Annotated in this window: 15 protein-coding genes; all 15 read left to right on the top strand. The window is 47.8% G+C overall.

The features are described 5' to 3' along the window. The first annotated feature begins 24 nt into the window (after positions 1-24). The 15 genes from nuoE (at position 25) to lepA (ending at position 17,685) form a co-directional block, all read left to right on the top strand. Positions 25-489, top strand: coding sequence for an NADH-quinone oxidoreductase subunit NuoE (nuoE, locus tag Q8P28_10720; GenBank protein ID MDP2683249.1), 465 nt, complete (start codon positions 25-27; stop codon positions 487-489). Between the two features lie 4 nt (positions 490-493). Then, positions 494-1,753 carry an NADH-quinone oxidoreductase subunit NuoF gene (gene nuoF, locus Q8P28_10715; GenBank protein MDP2683248.1) on the top strand — a complete coding sequence of 420 codons (1,260 nt, stop codon included), beginning with the start codon at positions 494-496 and terminating at the stop codon, positions 1,751-1,753. Then, positions 1,754-4,228 carry an NADH-quinone oxidoreductase subunit NuoG gene (gene nuoG / locus Q8P28_10710; GenBank protein MDP2683247.1) on the top strand — a complete coding sequence of 825 codons (2,475 nt, stop codon included), beginning with the start codon at positions 1,754-1,756 and terminating at the stop codon, positions 4,226-4,228. A 73-nt stretch (positions 4,229-4,301) separates the two neighbouring features. After that, positions 4,302-4,772 carry a cyclic nucleotide-binding domain-containing protein gene (locus tag Q8P28_10705; GenBank protein MDP2683246.1) on the top strand — a complete coding sequence of 157 codons (471 nt, stop codon included), beginning with the start codon at positions 4,302-4,304 and terminating at the stop codon, positions 4,770-4,772. A gap of 52 nt (positions 4,773-4,824) precedes the next feature. Further along, positions 4,825-5,820, top strand: a complete 996-nt coding sequence (nuoH, locus tag Q8P28_10700) for an NADH-quinone oxidoreductase subunit NuoH (protein ID MDP2683245.1) — start codon at positions 4,825-4,827, stop codon at positions 5,818-5,820. Further along, on the top strand, positions 5,817-6,362 hold the full coding sequence (locus tag Q8P28_10695) for an NADH-quinone oxidoreductase subunit I (GenBank protein MDP2683244.1): 546 nt from the start codon (positions 5,817-5,819) through the stop codon (positions 6,360-6,362). Before nuoH ends, Q8P28_10695 begins: the two co-directional genes overlap by 4 nt. 28 nt (positions 6,363-6,390) lie before the next feature. After that, positions 6,391-6,948 (top strand): NADH-quinone oxidoreductase subunit J, encoded by a 558-nt coding sequence (locus Q8P28_10690; protein ID MDP2683243.1) that lies wholly within the window; start codon positions 6,391-6,393, stop codon positions 6,946-6,948. Continuing rightward, on the top strand, positions 6,948-7,250 hold the full coding sequence (gene nuoK, locus Q8P28_10685; GenBank protein ID MDP2683242.1) for an NADH-quinone oxidoreductase subunit NuoK: 303 nt from the start codon (positions 6,948-6,950) through the stop codon (positions 7,248-7,250). Before Q8P28_10690 ends, nuoK begins: the two co-directional genes overlap by 1 nt. Before the next feature lies 1 nt (position 7,251). Further along, positions 7,252-9,273: an NADH-quinone oxidoreductase subunit L gene (nuoL, locus tag Q8P28_10680; protein MDP2683241.1), complete on the top strand. Its 2,022-nt coding sequence runs from the start codon at positions 7,252-7,254 to the stop codon at positions 9,271-9,273. Between the two features lie 9 nt (positions 9,274-9,282). Continuing rightward, entirely contained in the window at positions 9,283-10,875 is a 1,593-nt protein-coding gene (locus Q8P28_10675) for an NADH-quinone oxidoreductase subunit M (protein ID MDP2683240.1), read from the top strand. Further along, positions 10,872-12,455 carry an NADH-quinone oxidoreductase subunit M gene (locus Q8P28_10670; GenBank protein ID MDP2683239.1) on the top strand — a complete coding sequence of 528 codons (1,584 nt, stop codon included), beginning with the start codon at positions 10,872-10,874 and terminating at the stop codon, positions 12,453-12,455. The genes Q8P28_10675 and Q8P28_10670 overlap by 4 nt, the downstream gene beginning before the upstream one ends. After that, the gene (locus tag Q8P28_10665) at positions 12,452-13,894 is read left to right on the top strand and encodes an NADH-quinone oxidoreductase subunit N (GenBank protein MDP2683238.1); all 1,443 of its coding nucleotides are present in this window, start codon (positions 12,452-12,454) and stop codon (positions 13,892-13,894) included. Before Q8P28_10670 ends, Q8P28_10665 begins: the two co-directional genes overlap by 4 nt. A 40-nt stretch (positions 13,895-13,934) precedes the next feature. Beyond that, the gene (locus Q8P28_10660; protein ID MDP2683237.1) at positions 13,935-14,120 is read left to right on the top strand and encodes a hypothetical protein; all 186 of its coding nucleotides are present in this window, start codon (positions 13,935-13,937) and stop codon (positions 14,118-14,120) included. A 250-nt stretch (positions 14,121-14,370) separates the two neighbouring features. Then, complete coding sequence (locus Q8P28_10655) at positions 14,371-15,732, top strand: sensor domain-containing diguanylate cyclase (GenBank protein MDP2683236.1); 1,362 nt, start codon at positions 14,371-14,373, stop codon at positions 15,730-15,732. A gap of 153 nt (positions 15,733-15,885) precedes the next feature. Further along, the gene (gene lepA / locus Q8P28_10650) at positions 15,886-17,685 is read left to right on the top strand and encodes a translation elongation factor 4 (protein MDP2683235.1); all 1,800 of its coding nucleotides are present in this window, start codon (positions 15,886-15,888) and stop codon (positions 17,683-17,685) included. Positions 17,686-17,843 lie beyond the last annotated feature (158 nt).

The raw sequence follows: 17,843 nt of genomic DNA, 5'->3' as shown, positions 1-17,843 counted from the left end.
GCCCATCGCCTATCACCTAATTTTATGTTATCAACCAAGACAATAGAAAACATTAAAAAGGCAATAGACAAGTATCCGAGGAAGAGGTTTGCATCGATGGATGCCCTTATGATAGCGCAGGAGGAGTGCGGCTGTCTTACAGAAGAGGTTTTGAAGGAAGTTGCCCACATGCTGGATATGGCGCCGGTTCAACTCAATCAGGTTGCGGCATTTTATACGATGTATAATAAGAAGCCTGTGGGCAAATATCATATACAGGTCTGCACAAATGTTCCATGCTCCCTTCTTGGCGCAGAGCATATTGCTGAATTTCTTTCAAAGAAGCTTGGCGTAAAAAAGGGAGGGACAACTCCCGATAAAAGATTTACCTTATCAGAGGTAGAATGCCTCGGTTCATGCGGCACAGCGCCAATGATGCAGATAAACGACGATTATTATGAGAATCTTACAGAGGAAAATATTGAGGAGATTTTGAAAGGATTAAAATAGGAAAATGTTTGAACCTGTCCTCTTAAAAAACATAAACACACCTGATTCCCACAGGATAGAAGTGTATCTGAAAAACGGGGGTTATCAGGCGCTTCCATCCGCGCTTAAGCTCCAGACGGATGCGCTTATCCAGATGATAAAGGATTCGGGACTCAGGGGCCGCGGCGGGGCAGGTTTTTCTACAGGCCTCAAGTGGAGTTTTATTACAAAAGATCCCACCATACCAAAGTATCTCTGCTGTAACGCGGACGAGGGCGAGCCGGGGACATTCAAGGACAGGGCTATTATTGAAAAAGACCCGCATGAGCTTATTGAGGGTATGGCCATTGCGTGCTATGCCATTGGCGCCGCAGCGGCGTATATATATATCAGAGGCGAGTTTGCCTTTGGGGCAAAAAGACTTGAGCAGGCAATCTCTGAGGCATATAAAAAAGGCTATCTTGGTAAAAATATTTTGAATTCAAATTTTAACTGCGACATCTATGTGCATAAGGGCGCAGGCGCATATATATGCGGCGAAGAGACAGCGCTTATTGAATCAATAGAAGGGAAAAGAGGACAGCCGAGGATTAAGCCGCCTTTTCCTGCGCAGGTCGGTCTTTTTGCAAAGCCTACTGTTATAAATAATGTTGAGACCCTTGCATGCATCCCGCATATTATAAATAAAGGGCCGAAGTGGTTTGCATCCATCGGGCCAGAGAAAAGCCCCGGCCCAAAGATATTTGGTGTAAGCGGCCATGTTAAAAAACCGGGGCTTTATGAATTGCCGATGGGAACTCCATTAAGGGAGGTTGTTTTTACACATGCAGGCGGCATCAGAGACGGCAGAAAATTTAAGGCAGCAATACCAGGCGGGGTTTCCGCGCCAATGCTTACAGAAAAGGATCTGGATACGTCAATGGATTTTGACAGCATGGCTGCAAAAGGCACAATGCTTGGCTCTGCAGGCGTTATAGTGATGGATGATACAACCTGCATTGTAAAGGTTGCCATGAGGACTATGGGATTTTTCAGGCATGAATCCTGCGGAAAATGCACGCCGTGCAGGGAAGGCACAGACTGGACATACAAGGTTCTGCATAGGATTGAACATGGACAGGGTAAAGATGGCGATGTGGAACTTATTGAAACCCTTTGCGGAAACATATTCGGCAGGACATTTTGTCCGCTTGGAGATGGCGCAGTAATGGCGCTCCGCGGGGCTTTGAAGAATTTCAGGGATGAATTTGTGTATCATGTGAAGAACAAAAGGTGCATGGTATAAATGGCAACTGTAAAGATAAATGGGAAAGAGATAACTGTAGAGGACGGCACTCTAATCCTTGATGCTGCCCGGCAGGCAGGGTTTGAGATACCGACCTTTTGCTATCAGGCAAGGCTTTCAAGGCTGGGTTCATGCAGGATGTGCCTTGTTGAGATAGGGGGGCAGAAAAAACTTCAGCCGTCCTGTGTAACGCCTGTACTCCACGGTATGGAGGTATTTACTGAAAACCAGACCGTTAAGTCCGCGCGCGCATCTATGCTGGAATTTCTGCTTGCAAACCATCCTCTTGACTGTCCTACATGCGACAAGGGCGGGGAGTGTGAATTGCAGGATTTTGTTTTTAAGTCAGGTCCGAGACATAGCGCCTTTGGTGAAAAGAAGAGACAGTTTCACGATAAGGACGAGATATTAAGCCCGATTATTGTAAAAAACCACAATCGCTGCATTCATTGCGAAAGGTGCGTGAGGATATGCGACGAGGTTGTCGGCGCATCAGCGCTCGGCGGGATCGGCAGGGGCGCCAAGACACAGGAAACCAGTTTTTGGAATACAAGGCTTGACTGCGACCACTGCGGCAACTGCATAGAGGTCTGCCCTGTCGGCTCATTCATGAGCCTGCCATACAGATACCGGTCAAGGCCGTGGGATTTAAAAGAAACAGATACAGTCTGTCCATACTGCGCAACAGGCTGCCAATTTACAATCGGCGCAAGGGATGGCGAGGTTTTAAGGGTAAGGAGCAAGATTGAAACCGGTATCAACAAGGAAACCCTTTGCGCAAGGGGGAGATTTGGCTATCACTTTATCCAGAGTGAAAAGAGGCTTAAGTCTCCAATGATTAAGAAAAATGGGGTGCTTCAGCCTGTTTCATGGGACGAAGCCGTTGGTGTAATAAAAGACAGGTTTGGAAAGGCTGACGCCAAAAAGATTGCCGGTATTGCGTCTGCAAGGCTTGCCAACGAAGAACTTTATCTGTTCCAGAAACTTATGAGGAACACATTCAAGACCAACAATATTGATTCAGGCAGCCGCTGGGCGGATAAGGCGACAACAACTGCAATGGTTGATGTGTGCGGTCTCGCAGGCGAAGGCGCTTCGATATTTGACGCAATGAAGGCGGATCTAATACTCATTATGGGGTCTTCAATATCAGATGAGAATCCAATAACAGATTATTTAATAAGGACTGCTGCTGCGGACAAACGGAAAACCCTTATACTTGCATACCCGCGAAGGATAAAGCTTGACAGTTCTGCGTCAATTTCGTTCAAATACAGGCCTGGAAGCGAACACATACTTGTTTCCGCCATAACCGCCGCCATAGAAGGAAAGGCTGTGAAGGCAGGTTTTTCAGATGTGCCGGAGGCAGATATTACGATGGCTGCTGCAAAGATTTCCACGGCTTCAAATATATCGGTGTTTGCAGGCACGGATTTCCTGAGGTCGGTAAATGGAAAGGATGCCTTGCTTGAAATAGAGAATATGACAAAGGCCATAAAATCCTCCGGCAAAAATATAAGGGTCATGCCTCTCCTTGACAGGTGCAACCAGAGAGGCGCATGGGATATGGGCGTGCATCCGGTATTTTTACCCGGCTATAAAACGGCAGCCGGGGCTGGCATGGACTGCGGTGAGATGCTTGATGCGTCTTCAAAAGGCGGGATGGATGCGGTTTATATACTTGGCGAAGATGTGGTTTCTATGTATCCTGACGCAGGGTTTGCAAGAGGCGCGCTTTCAAAGGCGGGCTTTATTGTCGTGCAGGACATATTCTTGACTGAGACCGCAAAAATGGCGGATGTTGTCCTGCCTGGCGCAAGTTATGCTGAAAAGGACGGGACATTTACAAATCAGGAAGGAAGGGTTCAGAGGATTAGAAAGGCGGTACAACCTGTTAATGGGGTAAGAGGGGATTTGGATATCTTATGCAGTATCGGCGGCTTTGGGTATAAATGCGCAGGAGATGTGTTTGATGAGATAAAAAGGGAAGCGCCGGGTTATAAGGATATATCATTTGATAGTTTAAATAATACAGGGGCGTTGGTAAAGGGACATGGGACAGAAGTTCAAAGTTCAAGGCCAGCCCCTGCAGGCTTTAAGCAGGGGTTCAAAGTTCAAAGTTCAAAGACAGTAGAAACTGAAGACAAGGAATTTCCATTTTGGTTGATAACCGGCAACCATCTTTTACATTCAGGGAGATTGTCGCAAAAGGCTGATGTATTGAAGCAATTGCTGCCGGAACCATTCGTTGAGATAAGCGGTGAAGATGCGATGTCGCTTGGTGTGAACGACGGTGATATGGTTACTGTCAAGGGACGGCATAATACCACGAGATTAAAGGTCAGGGTAAAGCATGGTTCAGTGAAAGGCGCAGCCTTTATTGCAGAAAATTTTGAAGATATCCCTGTAAATCTGTTTTTTAAAGAGGGCGAAGGGATACCGAGGGTGAAGATAATAAAGCAGGTTGAGGTTTAGGTTGAGGTTGAGTAAAAGATTTTTTCTTAACCTTAACCTCAACCTAAACCTGTCCTAAAAAGGGAGGTGAATTATGGTTGACCCAAAGATTTTAAGAGAGATGTCGTTTTTTTCAGACCTTACTGATGAAGAACTAAGCGCCATATCAAAGATTATAAAAAAGAAAAACTATAAAATAGGCGAAGCTGTTTTTAAAGAAAATGAAGATGGAACTTCCATGTACATTATAAGGAAAGGTGAGGTAAAGGCATGCAAGGCCGCGCCGGACGGCGAGCTTATGACCCTTACACTTATGAAAGACGGGGATATGTTCGGCGAGATGAGTTTCCTTGACGGGAGACCCCGTTCTGCCACAATAATATCCATATCAAACACAGAGGCATTTTGCATTGAGAAACAGGATTTTGAAAAACTTATGGATTCACATCCAAGAATGATTTATAAGATACTTAAGAACATTATCTTTACTATTCACACCCTTGTCAGAGGAATGAATACCCGATATGTTGAGATGGTGAATTATATGTGGGGGAGGAGGAGGTAAAAATTGCAAATTGTAAATTGCAAATTGCAAATTTAAAATTGTGATGATGGACATCAACACGCTCATAGAAGTAGCTTTGATTATTATAAAGGTCATCGTAGTAAGTATGATCCTTTTCGGGCTTCCAATCCCTCTTACATGGATTGAGAGGAAGGTTGCAGGCCATATCCAGGTCCGGCTTGGGCCATTCAGGGTCGGGCCGCATGGCATACTGCAACCTATCGCAGACTCAATTAAACTTATGTTCAAAGAGGATATTGTGCCTGAGAAGGCTGATAAATGGCTCTTCAAGATTGCGCCCCTGCTTGCCATGGTGCCTGCATTCGCTGTTTATGCCGCCATACCTTTTGGCGATAAGATGACTATCCCGTTTATCAATAAAGAGGTTACACTCTATATCTCCGATATGAATGTAGGCATACTCTATGTGCTGGCTATCGGAGGGATCAGCGTATACGGCATCATCTTAGGCGGCTGGGCGTCCAACAGCAAATACGCTGCCATGGGAGGCATAAGGTCGGCTGCCCAGATGATAAGCTATGAGATAGCCCTGACATTTTCCTGTGTAGCCGTTGTGATGATTTCAAATTCCCTGAGCCTTCTGGATATAGTAAACAGCCAGAAGGGTTTATGGAATATTGTCTATCAGCCGCTTGGATTTATAATTTTCTTAATAGCAGGTCTTGCAGAGATAAACAGGATACCTTTTGACCTGCCGGAGGATGAAGGAACCCTGGCTGCAGGCTACCATGTGGAATACAGCGCGATGAGGTTTTCATTCTTCATGCTTACGGAATATGTGGCATTGGTGACTGCCTCTGTTCTGGCTGTAATACTTTTCTTTGGAGGCTGGAATGCGCCGATGTTTATGCCGGAGATACCGATTTTCTGGTTTGTCGCCAAGGTGGCATTCTTCATATACTTTTTCATGTGGATAAGATTTACCCTGCCGAGGTATCGTTACGACCAGCTTATGACCATCGGATGGAAGATTTTGCTGCCTCTCTCTTTGGTTAATATATTGATTACAGGATTATTTCTACTATGAGCATTTTCAAAAACATATTTTTTATAGATTTTATAAAGGGGCTTTCCCTGACCCTTAAATATAATGCATCAAAGAGTATTACCATGCGTTATCCTGATGAGGAGAAATGGCTGCCTTATCAGAGGTTCAGGGGCCTTCATACATTGAACAGGGACGCGCAGGGAAGGGAGCTCTGTGTTGCGTGTGAGCTTTGCGCAAAGGCGTGCCCCACAAAGTGCATTACAGTTATTCCAATGGAAGACAATACAGGCATCGGCATATCTGACAGGATTGCAAAGGTTTATGAGATAAACCTTGTCCGGTGCATGTTCTGCGGCTTTTGCGAAGATGCCTGTCCTACAACCGCAATCAGGATGGGGCGGGATTATGAGCTTGCGTGTTTTTCTCTTGATTGCGCCCTTGCCGTAAAGGAAAGGCTTCTTGAGCCAAGGGAAATGCCTCAGGAACTTGAGGGCGGTTATGTGGTAAAGGCCATGCTTGAGAAGACTAAAGAGGGGCTTAAGGTTACGGCCGATTTAACAAAAAAGAAGAGATGGTGGTAGGTAAAAGAAACTGGCGCTGGTAACAACTATGGAACTAATCTTTTTCTACATATTCGCAATACTGGCTGTGTCATCTGCGATAGCGGTTGTCTCTATTAGAAACCCTGTTCACAGCGCCTTCTTCCTTATGGTTTGTTTCCTGCAGGTGGCGGCGATATTCATCCTTTTAAGGGCGCCTTTCCTCGCGGCGGTGCAGGTATTTATATATGTGGGCGCGGTAATGGTGCTGTTCCTTTTCGTGGTATTGGTACTTGATATCAGAAAAGAGACGTTCAAGGAGCACATGCACAGCCAGAGCGTTTCCGCCCTCGTGATAGTGGCGGCGCTCTTTGTGCTAATGGGCTTTCTCATGTTCTCGGGCAAATTGACCGTGCCTCGCGGCATATATAACGAGGCGGTCCTTGCCAAGAATACCGAGGTCATAGGCCGCTTAATATACACGAAGTTCGTATTCCCGTTCGAGATAGTCTCTCTCATTCTCCTTATAGCGCTGATCGGCGCCGTTGTGCTGGTAATGAGGACGAAAGGCACAGAAGCGCCTTTCGTGGGCAGGGGCGCAGACAGAAACAAACCGGAAGATATATAATGCTGACACTCTATCACTTTTTAATCTTAAGCTTCATACTCTTCCTCATAGGCATTGCCGGGGTTTTGCTCAGGCGCAATATCATTATTGTATTGATGTCGCTTGAGCTTATATTCAACTCTGTAAACATAAGCTTCGCCGCGTTCTCGTATTATCTGCAAACGATTACAGGGACAGTCTTTGTGGTGTTCAATATAACCATCGCCGCTGCCGAGGTCGCGATAGGGCTTGCGATACTCGTTGCCGTATACAGAAGAAGGCAGACGGTCTATGTCGACGAACTCGACGAGATGAGGGGATAGGATGATACAACAGGTCTGGCTTATACCTTTGCTTCCGCTCATAGGCGCCATAATAAACGGCGTAGTGGGGGGCAGGATCGGGAAGAAGGCTGTAGGGTTTGTTGCCTGCCTCTCGATGGCCGTCTCTTTCCTCATCTCGGTATCCATATTCTTCAGCCTGATAGCGCTGCCGGAAGGGGCGCGTTCGGTCGAGGTGAACGTATTCAACTGGATAACGAGCGGCTCGTTCCATATAGACGTCTCCTTCCTCGTTGACCCGCTCTCCACCCTGATGTCCCTCGTAGTTACGGGAGTGGGCTTTCTAATACACATATATTCAGTCGGCTACATGCACCACGACAAGAGCTACTGGAGGTATTTCTCCTATCTAAACCTCTTTGTCTTTTTTATGCTCATGCTGGTACTGGGGTCGAACTACCTTATCATGTTCCTCGGATGGGAGGGCGTGGGCTTGTGCTCGTACCTGCTTATAGGCTTCTGGTATGAGAAGAAATCAGCGAGCGACGCCGGGAAAAAGGCTTTCGTGGTGAACAGGATCGGGGACTTCGGCTTCATACTCGGCCTATTTCTTTTATTCTGGACTCTGTCCGGCCATGGGGTCAATTCGCTTGATTACAAGGTAGTGTTCGCCAGTCTCCACGAGCTCGACCCGAGGATAGTGGCGACGATTGCGGCTCTCCTGTTCGTCGGGGCTATCGGAAAGTCAGCCCAGTTCCCTCTGTATGTCTGGCTCCCCGACGCGATGGAAGGCCCCACGCCAGTCAGCGCCCTCATACACGCCGCGACGATGGTGACAGCTGGCGTATATATGGTGGCGAGGAATAGCGCGCTTTATTCGATGGCGCCTGAAGTAGGCCATGTCGTGGCGGTCATAGGGATATTTACGGCCCTATTCGCCGCTACCATCGGCCTTGTGCAGAACGATATAAAGAAGGTGCTTGCATACTCGACGGTAAGCCAGCTTGGGTACATGTTCGCCGCTGTCGGCTTGGGCGCGTACGTGGCAGGGGTATTCCACCTCATGACCCACGCCTTCTTTAAAGGTCTACTCTTCTTAGGCTCCGGCAGCGTTATACACGCCATGTCCGGCGAGCAGGACATGAAGAAGATGGGCGGGCTGCACCGCCACCTTAAAACCACTTCGATAACATTCACCATAGGCGCTCTCGCCATAGCGGGGATACCGCCTTTAAGCGGTTTTTGGTCAAAGGATGAGATACTCTGGGAGGCCTTCTCAAGAGGGCACCTTATTATATGGGCGGTCGGGCTCTTTACGGCGTTCCTTACGGCGTTCTACATGTTCAGGCAGGTCTTCCTGACATTCAGCGGAGAGTGCAGGGCTGATGAGCATACGAAGCACCATATACATGAGTCGCCCCCGGTAATGACGATACCTCTTATTGTGCTTGCCTTCCTCGCGATAGTCGGCGGGGTGGTGGGCATACCATTCTTCGAGGGAGGCTCGAAGCTCCATAGCTTCTTGAGCCCTGCGATAGGGCATGCCTCGCACGGCACAGCCGGCGCGGCTGAGGCTGGGCACGGCAGCCTTGAGTTCATACTTATGGGCGTATCAGTCGGGGCAGGGGCCCTCGGGATATTCCTTGCGGCCTTGATGTACTACGCGCCTTTAAGGTCGTTCTCCCCTTCGTTCTGGACAGCGGAGAACATGGCCGGGAACTTTAGCGGGATACATAAGCTCCTCTACAACAAATACTACGTCGATGAGATATACGACGCCGTAATAGTGAACCCCATAAAGAGGTTCTGCGGCTGGTGCCTGTCGTTCGACCTCGGGATTATAGACGGGATAGTCAATAACGTCGCATGGATAACGAGGTTATTATCGTGGGCTTCGCATAAGTTTGATATATACATAGTCGACGGGATCGTGAACTCCATAGCTACCCTTGTGAATTTCAACAGCTCCATCTGGAGGAAGCTCCAGACAGGGTATCTGCAGAACTACGCCTTTATATTCGTGCTCGGCGTTCTCATAGTGCTCGTAAGGGTGCTTTTGGGCTAAGGAATAAATATGATAGAAAACGCGCTGCATTTTCCGATATTGACCATACTTATACTCCTGCCCATACTGGGGGCGGTGATACTCGTTTTCATCCCCAAGGAGAGTAAGGACGCGATAAGGTTCGCCGTCCTCGGGATCACTATGGTGGAGTTCCTTATATCTATCATCCTCCTATTCTACTTCGACACCACTACCTACAAGATGCAGTTCGTGGAGAAGGCGGCGTGGATACCTGGCATCGGGGCCGAGTACTTCCTCGGGATGGACGGGATAAGCCTTGTCCTTATACTCCTTACGACATTATTTGGCATCATAAGCGTGCTCATCTCATGGAGCGCGATAGAGGAGCGGGTAAAAGAGTACATGATACACATCCTCATCCTGGAGACCGGGATGATAGGGGTCTTCGTCTCCCTCGATATGATACTGTTCTTCCTTTTCTGGGAGGTAGGGCTTGTGCCGATGTTCTTCCTCATAGGCATATGGGGCGGGGCACGGAAGCTTTACGCCAATATGAAGTTCTTCCTCTATACGTTGTTTGGGTCCCTCTTTATGCTTGTGGGAATACTCGCGCTATATTACGCCCACGGCAGCGCAACAGGCGAGTACACCTTCAACCTTCTTAAATTGTATGAAGTGACCTATCCCTATAACCTCCAGTGGTGGGTCTTTATAGCGTTCTTCTTAAGCTTTGCCATAAAAGTGCCGGTATTCCCGTTCCATACATGGCTCCCGGACGCGCACGTCGAGGCCCCGACCGCTGGCAGCGTCATCCTCGCGGGTGTGCTCCTTAAGATGGGCACCTACGGGTTTTTAAGGTTCAACCTGCCTCTATTAGGCGATGCGAGCCTTGCCTTTACCCCTTACATATTGATACTCTCGGTAATCGGGATAATCTACGGGGCATTCCTTGCGATGGCGCAGAACGATATAAAAAAGCTCGTCGCATATTCAAGCGTAAGCCATTTAGGAGCCGTTATGGCGGGTATATTCGCCATGAACCAGCAGGGCATAGACGGCGGGGTCATCCAGATGATAAACCACGGCGTCTCTACCGGAGGGCTCTTCCTTATAATAGGAATGATCTACGAGCGCAGACATACCCGCCTTATAGACGACTTCGGCGGGATAGCCAAGGTAATGCCTCTTTACGCCGCGTTCGTCATGATAATAGTCTTTTCTTCCATCGGGCTTCCTGGCACGAATGGGTTCATCGGCGAGATACTTATCTTGATAGGGTTGTTTAAGGCGAGTATGGTTGCAGCAGTCCTTGCGGCGACCGGCGTCATACTCGGCGCGGCCTACATGCTATGGATGTTCCAGAGGGTCATATTCGGCAAGATCACGCACCAGGAGAACGTCGAGCTTAAGGACTTGAACGCAAGGGAGTTCCTGACCCTTTTGCCCATAATAATATTGATACTCTGGATGGGCGTTTACCCGCAGCACTTCTTTAAGCTTACCTCGGCCTCAACCGCGCATATCGTTGAGATGGTAAAGAAGAACAAAGTTAAAAATCAGTCCCAGCCAGCTGCCGAAGGCCATGTCTCTATACCCTCAGGAGATCTCAATCTCGTGAAGGCAGAAGGAGAAAGCAAATGACCGGACCCGAGATCATAGGGGGGTTCCCGATACTCTCAACGTTAATATTCCTGCCGGCTGTGGGGGCGCTCTTTATCGTCCTTTTCCTTAAGAAGGAATGGGATATCCTCATCAAGTGGGTCGCACTCGGGTTTGCATTCGTTGAGTTCCTCCTTTCGCTTTACCTGCCTTTTACATTCGACATCAATAACCCGGGGCTGCAGTGGGTGGAGAAGACCGTCTGGATAAAGAGGTTCGGGATCAGCTATTACCTCGGGGTCGACGGGATAAGCCTCCTTCTTGTCCTTCTTACGACGTTGATAACGTTTATATGCGTCATTGCCTCGTGGACAGATATAACAAAGAAGCTTAAGGGCTACATGGCCATGTTCCTTCTTACGGAGACGTTCTCGCTCGGGGTCTTTATGGCCATGGATATGTTCCTCTTCTATATATTCTGGGAGGCTGTCCTGATACCAATGGTCTTTATAATAGGTATCTGGGGAGGGGACAGGAAACTCTACTCCGCCATAAAGTTCTTCCTCTTCACCTTCGTGGGCAGCCTATTTATGCTCCTCGGCATCCTTGCGCTTTACTTCTTTCACGCTAAATTGACCGGCGTTTACACGTTCGACTCTACAATCTTATCGCAGACTATGGTTGCCCCCGCGATACAGCTCTGGGTATTCATAACATTCTTCCTAGGGTTTGCCGTGAAGGTGCCGATGTTCCCGTTCCATACATGGCTCCCGGACGCTCATACGGATGCGCCTACGGCGGGAAGCATAGTCCTTGCGGCGGTGCTTTTGAAGCTCGGCGCGTACGGCTTTGTGAGGTTCAGCCTGCCTCTCTTGCCGAATGCCTCCATTCAGCTCGGGCCTGTTATGGCCGGGATTGCGATATTCGCCATACTTTACGGGGCGCTTGTAACTATCGCGCAAAAGGATATCAAAAAACTTATAGCGTATTCGAGCGTAAGCCATATGGGCTTCGTGATGCTCGGTATTTTCGTATTCAATATTGAGGGGCTCAAGGGCGGGCTCCTTCAGATGATAAACCACGGGATCTCGACCGGCGCGCTCTTCCTTCTGGTCGGGATGATCTACGAGAGGACGCATACCCGCATGATAGGGGACTACACGGGGTTGTTTAAGGAACTTCCTGTTTACGGCGCCTTCTTCCTGATCATCGTCCTGTCATCGATGGGCATGCCTGGCACGAACGGTTTTATAGGAGAGCTGTTTGTGCTCCTCGGGGCATTCAAGGCGAACTGGTATTATGCGGTTCTTGTGGTAATGGGGGTGCTGTTCGGTGTGGTCTATCTCCTGTGGCTCTTCCAGAGGGTCTTCCTCGGGAACTACTATTACGGCGGGAAGGGGCCGCTTCTGGATTTGAGTTTCAGGGAGATAATAGTGGCGCTCCCTCTGCTTATAATGGTCTTCTGGATAGGGCTTTTCCCGAGGCCGTTCCTAAGGGTAATGGATGCGTCGCTAAATAACCTCGTAAAGCAGGTCGAGGTCAATTACAAGAAGGGGAACGGCGAAGTCCCCGCTAACGCTGCGACCATGTTTGAGCCTGCCGGCGAAAGGACAGGAAGATGATTCCGATAGAGAGCCTTAATATAAGTTTCACATCCATAATGCCGCAGATCCTTTTAACCGGGCTTGCGCTGCTGGTGCTCGTACTTGATCTTTTTATCCGCGGGGAGAAATCCATCCTTGGGTATGTGAGCATAATAGGGCTTATAGTAATCCTTTTTGTCTCCGCAAAGACGATAGAGACGGCCCCGTCCTTCGGCGGGATGGTCATGGCGGACGGGTTAGCGGCCTATTTTAATGTCATATTCATCATCTCCGCGATATTCACGATCCTGATATCGATGGATTATCTAAAAAAGATGAATATAAGGAGAGGCGAGTACTATCATATTATCCTTTTCGCTACCGTAGGCATGATGGTCATGGCCTCGGCCAACGATCTGGTGAGCCTCTATGTCGGGCTTGAGCTCATGGCGATGTCGTTCTACATACTCGTTGCCTACAATATAACGTCCTCGAGATCCGTGGAGGGCGGACTTAAATATTTTGTCCTCGGCGCGCTCTCATCAGGGATACTCCTTTACGGCATTTCCTTCACATACGGGGCGAGCGGGTCAACAAATCTCGTTGAGATAGCAAGACAGCTGGGCAGTTTCCAGAACCCATTCCTCGTGCTTGGGATAGTTCTTATAACCGTCGGGTTCGGGTTCAAGGTGGCGGCGTTTCCGTTCCATGTGTGGACGCCCGATGTCTATGAGGGCGCACCTACGCCGGTAACCGCGTTGCTTTCCATAGGGTCGAAGGCGGCGTCATTCGCGGGGTTTCTACGCGTCTTTATAGTGACGTTCCCGGCTTTCCATGCGCAGTGGGCGGAGATACTTTGGATGCTTTCCGCGGCTACCATGATATTTGGGAGCGTAGTGGCCATCGCGCAGAAAAACATCGTAAGGATGCTGGCGTATTCCTCTATCGCGCACGCCGGGATAATAATGATAGGGCTCCTTGTATATAACGAGTTAGGGGCAGCCAGCGTGATCTACTACCTCCTTGTCTACGTGTTCATGAACATGGGGGCGTTCGCGATAGTGACGCTATTCAGGAACGATAGGATCGGCGAGAACATAAGCGACTACAGGGGGCTTGCCGCCACAAGGCCGGTATTGTCCTTCCTTATGGCGCTATTCCTGCTGTCCCTTGCAGGGATACCGCCTACAGGGGGTTTCGTGGCGAAGTTCTTCGTATTCTCGGCAGCTATCGACGCGCGTTACTACTGGCTTGCGGCAATAGGGGTGGTGAGCACGGCCATATCACTGTTCTTCTACGCCAAGGTAATATTCTATATGTACATGAAGGAGCCTGAGAACGAGAATGCCCTGCCGGAACCGGGGGTATTGTATAATGTAGTACTCTTCCTGACCGCTTTCGGGACGGTATTTTTGGGGATATATCCCACGCCATTTATCGATCTGGCGATAAAGGCTGTAAAACCTCTTTTAATGTAACCCAGGAAATGCAATAACATTTTCTAGTAAGGAGACTCAAATGGCTCACGATAACAGCCATAACCATAACCAGCAACAAAAGCCTCAGGAGGATATCGGGGTTAATATCTGGTGGAAACTTCCCTTTGACCCCACTACGAATTTTTCGCTGCTCGGATATATCCTCGGGGGATTTCATTGGGAGTCGAACCTAATAAAGAGGGTGGACCTCACCCTGAATAAATAGAAGAATTTTCCCCTCAATGCTGTCATAGATTTGGAACCGTATGATACCCCATCAAAACTCTATATTCAAAGAAACCGGCAGCTTATAACCAACCTGCCTCCCGATAACCGGCAGGGGATCTTCTTCACGAATCGTTAGCCACCCTTTTTGGCAACCAAAAGTTTTTGCATTGATAATCGCAGATGATGTATAATAAAACATTCTTACAATATACAGTCCCGATCATGCGGGATTAGCGGAGGAGAGCGGTTTGGCAAGGACAAGGGTTATCATTATAGGCGGCGGGAGAGGCGGCTCTGCAATACTCCCCATCCTTTTGGAAAATCATGACATAAAGATAGTCGGGTTGGTTGACAAGGATAAAAATGCGCCTGCCATGCAGATGGCGGAGAATTTGGGCATACCTGTATCCACTGACTTGGAAGGCTCCATAGGAAAAAAGGATTTTGATGTGGTCATTGACGTAACAAGAAATAAAGAAGAGGTATCCGATTTTTTAAGAAACAATCTTCCTGCGCATATAGAGATTCTGGGCGGCGCCTGTTCAAGGATTGTATGGGATCTGGTAACGGAAAGACGGAGAATGGTGGAAGAATTGAAGACAAGCCTTAAAGAGTACGAGGCGCTTTATAAAATCGGCATTGAACTGGCGTCTGCGGAAAGGTCTCAGAGGATCTTTGATATAATACTTAACAGCGCAATAGACTTAAGCGGAATACCGGCCGGAAGCATTGCCATCTTTGATGAAAAGAGCTCCATGTTGAAGATGGTTATGGCAAAGGGGTTCAGCCAGAATTTTATATGCAGGTCTTCGGTATGGCCTCTGAGAAAAAACGGCTTTACCGCCAATATATTAAACAGCAATACCCCTACCATCATCCCGGATATCTCAAAAATAGACCCAAAGAATATCAACCCCATTCTCATTGAGGAAGGCGTCAAATCTCTTATCGCTGCGCCTTTAAAGATTCATAATAAGATACTTGGTATCCTCTATCTTGACGATTATCAACCGAGAGAATTTAAGCACAGGGAGATTGCCATCTTAAATCTCCTTGCCACTCAGGCCACCATTGCCATAGAAAAGATGCACATTCTGGAGAGGGTGGAATCTCTTTCCATTACAGACGAATTGACGCAGCTTTACAATTACCGGTATTTTTCCAATACCCTCTCCAACGAGGTTCACCGGGCAGCGAGATACGGCAATCCATTGTCCCTCATTATTATAGATATTGATAATTTTAAAAAATTCAATGATGCCCACGGCCACCAGCAGGGAAATTTTCTCCTTTCTTTCATGTCGGAAATATTTAAAAAAAATGCGAGAAACACAGACACGGTTGCGCGGTACGGCGGAGAAGAATTCATCATTGTATCTCCTGAAAACAATAAACAGAACGCTTTCATTCTGGCGGAGAGGATACGCAAGGATGTGGAAAAGTTTTGCAGACCTGAGGTAAATAAAGCGATACCCGTCTCTGTTACCATAAGCATGGGAATAGCATCCTTTCCGGACGATGCGTCCAATAAAGAAGGGCTTATTCAAAAGGCCGATGAGGCGCTGTATAAGGCAAAACAAGCGGGAAAAAACAAGGTCTGTTGCGCGTAGTTGACTATCTCCTGAGTTGCCAAACCGCTTGCCGCAGTTTGATACTGTCTTGCCTGACAAAAACAATCATTTTTATCATTACCCCCTTTCTTTTCATTTTGACAATATCTCTAAAAATTGATTATAATAAAAAACTAAACTCAAAGTCATCTTATGAAGATAGAAAACATTAGAAATTTTTCCATTATAGCCCATATAGACCACGGCAAATCAACTTTATCCGACAGGCTTTTAGAGTTTACCGGCGCTATAACTGCAAGAGAAAAAAAAGATCAGTTTCTTGACAAGATGGAACTGGAAAGGGAACGTGGCATTACCATCAAGGCCCAGACCGCACGGCTCAAATACACGGCGCTTTCCGGCAAAGAGTATATCCTGAATCTTATAGATACCCCCGGTCATGTTGATTTCAGTTACGAGGTTTCCAGAAGTCTTGCGGCGTGTGAAGGCGCAGTGCTTGTTGTGGATGCATCCCAGGGTGTTGAGGCCCAGACCCTTGCGCATCTCTATACTGCGATGGATGTGGGGCTGGAGGTTTTTCCGGTATTGAATAAGATTGATCTGCCCGCTGCCGAGCCTGAGAGGATTAAACAGGAGATTGAGGATGTGGCAGGCATTGACGCATCTGACGCAATTCTTGCCAGCGCAAAAGAGGGGATAGGCATAAAAGAGATTCTTGAGGCAATAGTTAAAAAGATACCGGCGCCCCAGGGTGATATTAATAAACCCTTAAAGGCCCTGATATTTGACAGTTGGTATGATACATATCTCGGTGTTGTGGTCCTGGCAAGGGTCTTTGACGGCGTAATAAAAAAGGGCGTTAAGATAAAATTTGTTTCAACCGGCAAGGTATTTGAGGTGGATAAGGTTGGGGTCTTTGCCCCCAATCCGGTTGAAATAAAAGAACTTTCTCCGGGTGAGGTAGGGTTTGTAATAGCAGGGATAAAAGAAGTCGGCGAGACAAAGATAGGCGATACCGTAACCGATGCCGCACACCCGACGAATAATCCGCTGCCCGGATTTAAGACAGTCAAGCCCATGGTCTTTTCAGGTCTCTATCCTGTGGATTCTTCAGAATATGAATCGCTCAAAGAGGCCATGGAAAAATTAAAGCTCAATGACGCATCTTTTACATACGAACCTGAAACATCGCTCGCCCTCGGTTTCGGCTTCAGGTGCGGGTTTTTAGGCCTGCTTCACATGGAGATTATTCAGGAGAGGCTTGAAAGGGAGTACGGTTTAAACCTTATAACAACAGCGCCGACAGTTGTCTACAAGATTACAAAGACCGGCAATGAGGTTGTATTTATTGATACGCCAACCAAACTTCCGTCAGTTCAATGTATAGAAAGGATTGAAGAGCCGTATATCCTGGCTACTATACATTTGCCCAACGAATATCTCGGCGCTATCATCGGGCTATGCGAGTTGCGGCGCGGCATCCAGAAGACCATAAAATATATTACTCCCACAAGGGTTATGGTGGAATATGAGATTCCATTAAACGAAGTGGTGCTGGATTTTTATGACAGGCTCAAGACCGTAAGCAAGGGTTATGCGTCAATGGATTATGAATATCTTGATTACCGGGAGGCTGACCTTGTGAAGATGGATATTCTGCTGAACGGCGAACCTGTGGATGCGCTGTCTATCATAGTTCCGAGGGAGAGGGCATATTACCGCGGCAAGGAACTGGCGGAGAAGATGAAGGGACTTATCCACCGGCAGATGTTTGAGATTATAATTCAGGCGGCGATAGGAAGCAAGATTATTGCCAGAGAAACGGTAAAGGCGATCAGAAAAAATGTTACTGCCAAGTGTTACGGCGGCGATATTAGCAGAAAGAGAAAGCTTTTGGAAAAACAGAAAGAGGGAAAGAAGAGGATGAAGCAGGTTGGGAATGTAGAGATACCGCAGGAGGCGTTCTTGGCGGTGCTGAAGATAGGAGAGTAAACTATACACAGCGGCATAAATAGTGTCATGGTTATACCCCATCCCCACCCTGTCCCTACCCTTGAAGGGGAGGGAAGATTTGCATTTAGAACAAATGCTCCCTCTCCCTCAGGGAGAGCTTGCACACTTTAACTCCCTCTCCCTCAGGGAGAGGGTTG

The sequence above is a fragment of the Deltaproteobacteria bacterium genome, from assembly GCA_030690165.1.
Lineage (GTDB): Bacteria > Desulfobacterota > GWC2-55-46 > UBA9637 > UBA9637 > JACRNJ01.
The sequence above is the reverse complement of the archived record's forward strand: the minus strand, read 5'-3'. Positions and strand labels throughout refer to the sequence as shown.

Bases quoted from the DNA above. Each gene is read 5' to 3' on its own strand.
- nuoE (MDP2683249.1), top strand. From the start codon at position 25: ATGTTATCAACCAAGACAATAGAAAACATTAAAAAGGCAATAGACAAG.
- nuoF (MDP2683248.1), top strand. From the start codon at position 494: ATGTTTGAACCTGTCCTCTTAAAAAACATAAACACACCTGATTCCCAC.
- nuoG (MDP2683247.1), top strand. From the start codon at position 1,754: ATGGCAACTGTAAAGATAAATGGGAAAGAGATAACTGTAGAGGACGGC.
- Q8P28_10705 (MDP2683246.1), top strand. From the start codon at position 4,302: ATGGTTGACCCAAAGATTTTAAGAGAGATGTCGTTTTTTTCAGACCTT.
- Q8P28_10695 (MDP2683244.1), top strand. From the start codon at position 5,817: ATGAGCATTTTCAAAAACATATTTTTTATAGATTTTATAAAGGGGCTT.
- Q8P28_10690 (MDP2683243.1), top strand. From the start codon at position 6,391: ATGGAACTAATCTTTTTCTACATATTCGCAATACTGGCTGTGTCATCT.
- nuoK (MDP2683242.1), top strand. From the start codon at position 6,948: ATGCTGACACTCTATCACTTTTTAATCTTAAGCTTCATACTCTTCCTC.
- nuoL (MDP2683241.1), top strand. From the start codon at position 7,252: ATGATACAACAGGTCTGGCTTATACCTTTGCTTCCGCTCATAGGCGCC.
- Q8P28_10675 (MDP2683240.1), top strand. From the start codon at position 9,283: ATGATAGAAAACGCGCTGCATTTTCCGATATTGACCATACTTATACTC.
- Q8P28_10670 (MDP2683239.1), top strand. From the start codon at position 10,872: ATGACCGGACCCGAGATCATAGGGGGGTTCCCGATACTCTCAACGTTA.
- Q8P28_10665 (MDP2683238.1), top strand. From the start codon at position 12,452: ATGATTCCGATAGAGAGCCTTAATATAAGTTTCACATCCATAATGCCG.
- Q8P28_10660 (MDP2683237.1), top strand. From the start codon at position 13,935: ATGGCTCACGATAACAGCCATAACCATAACCAGCAACAAAAGCCTCAG.
- lepA (MDP2683235.1), top strand. From the start codon at position 15,886: ATGAAGATAGAAAACATTAGAAATTTTTCCATTATAGCCCATATAGAC.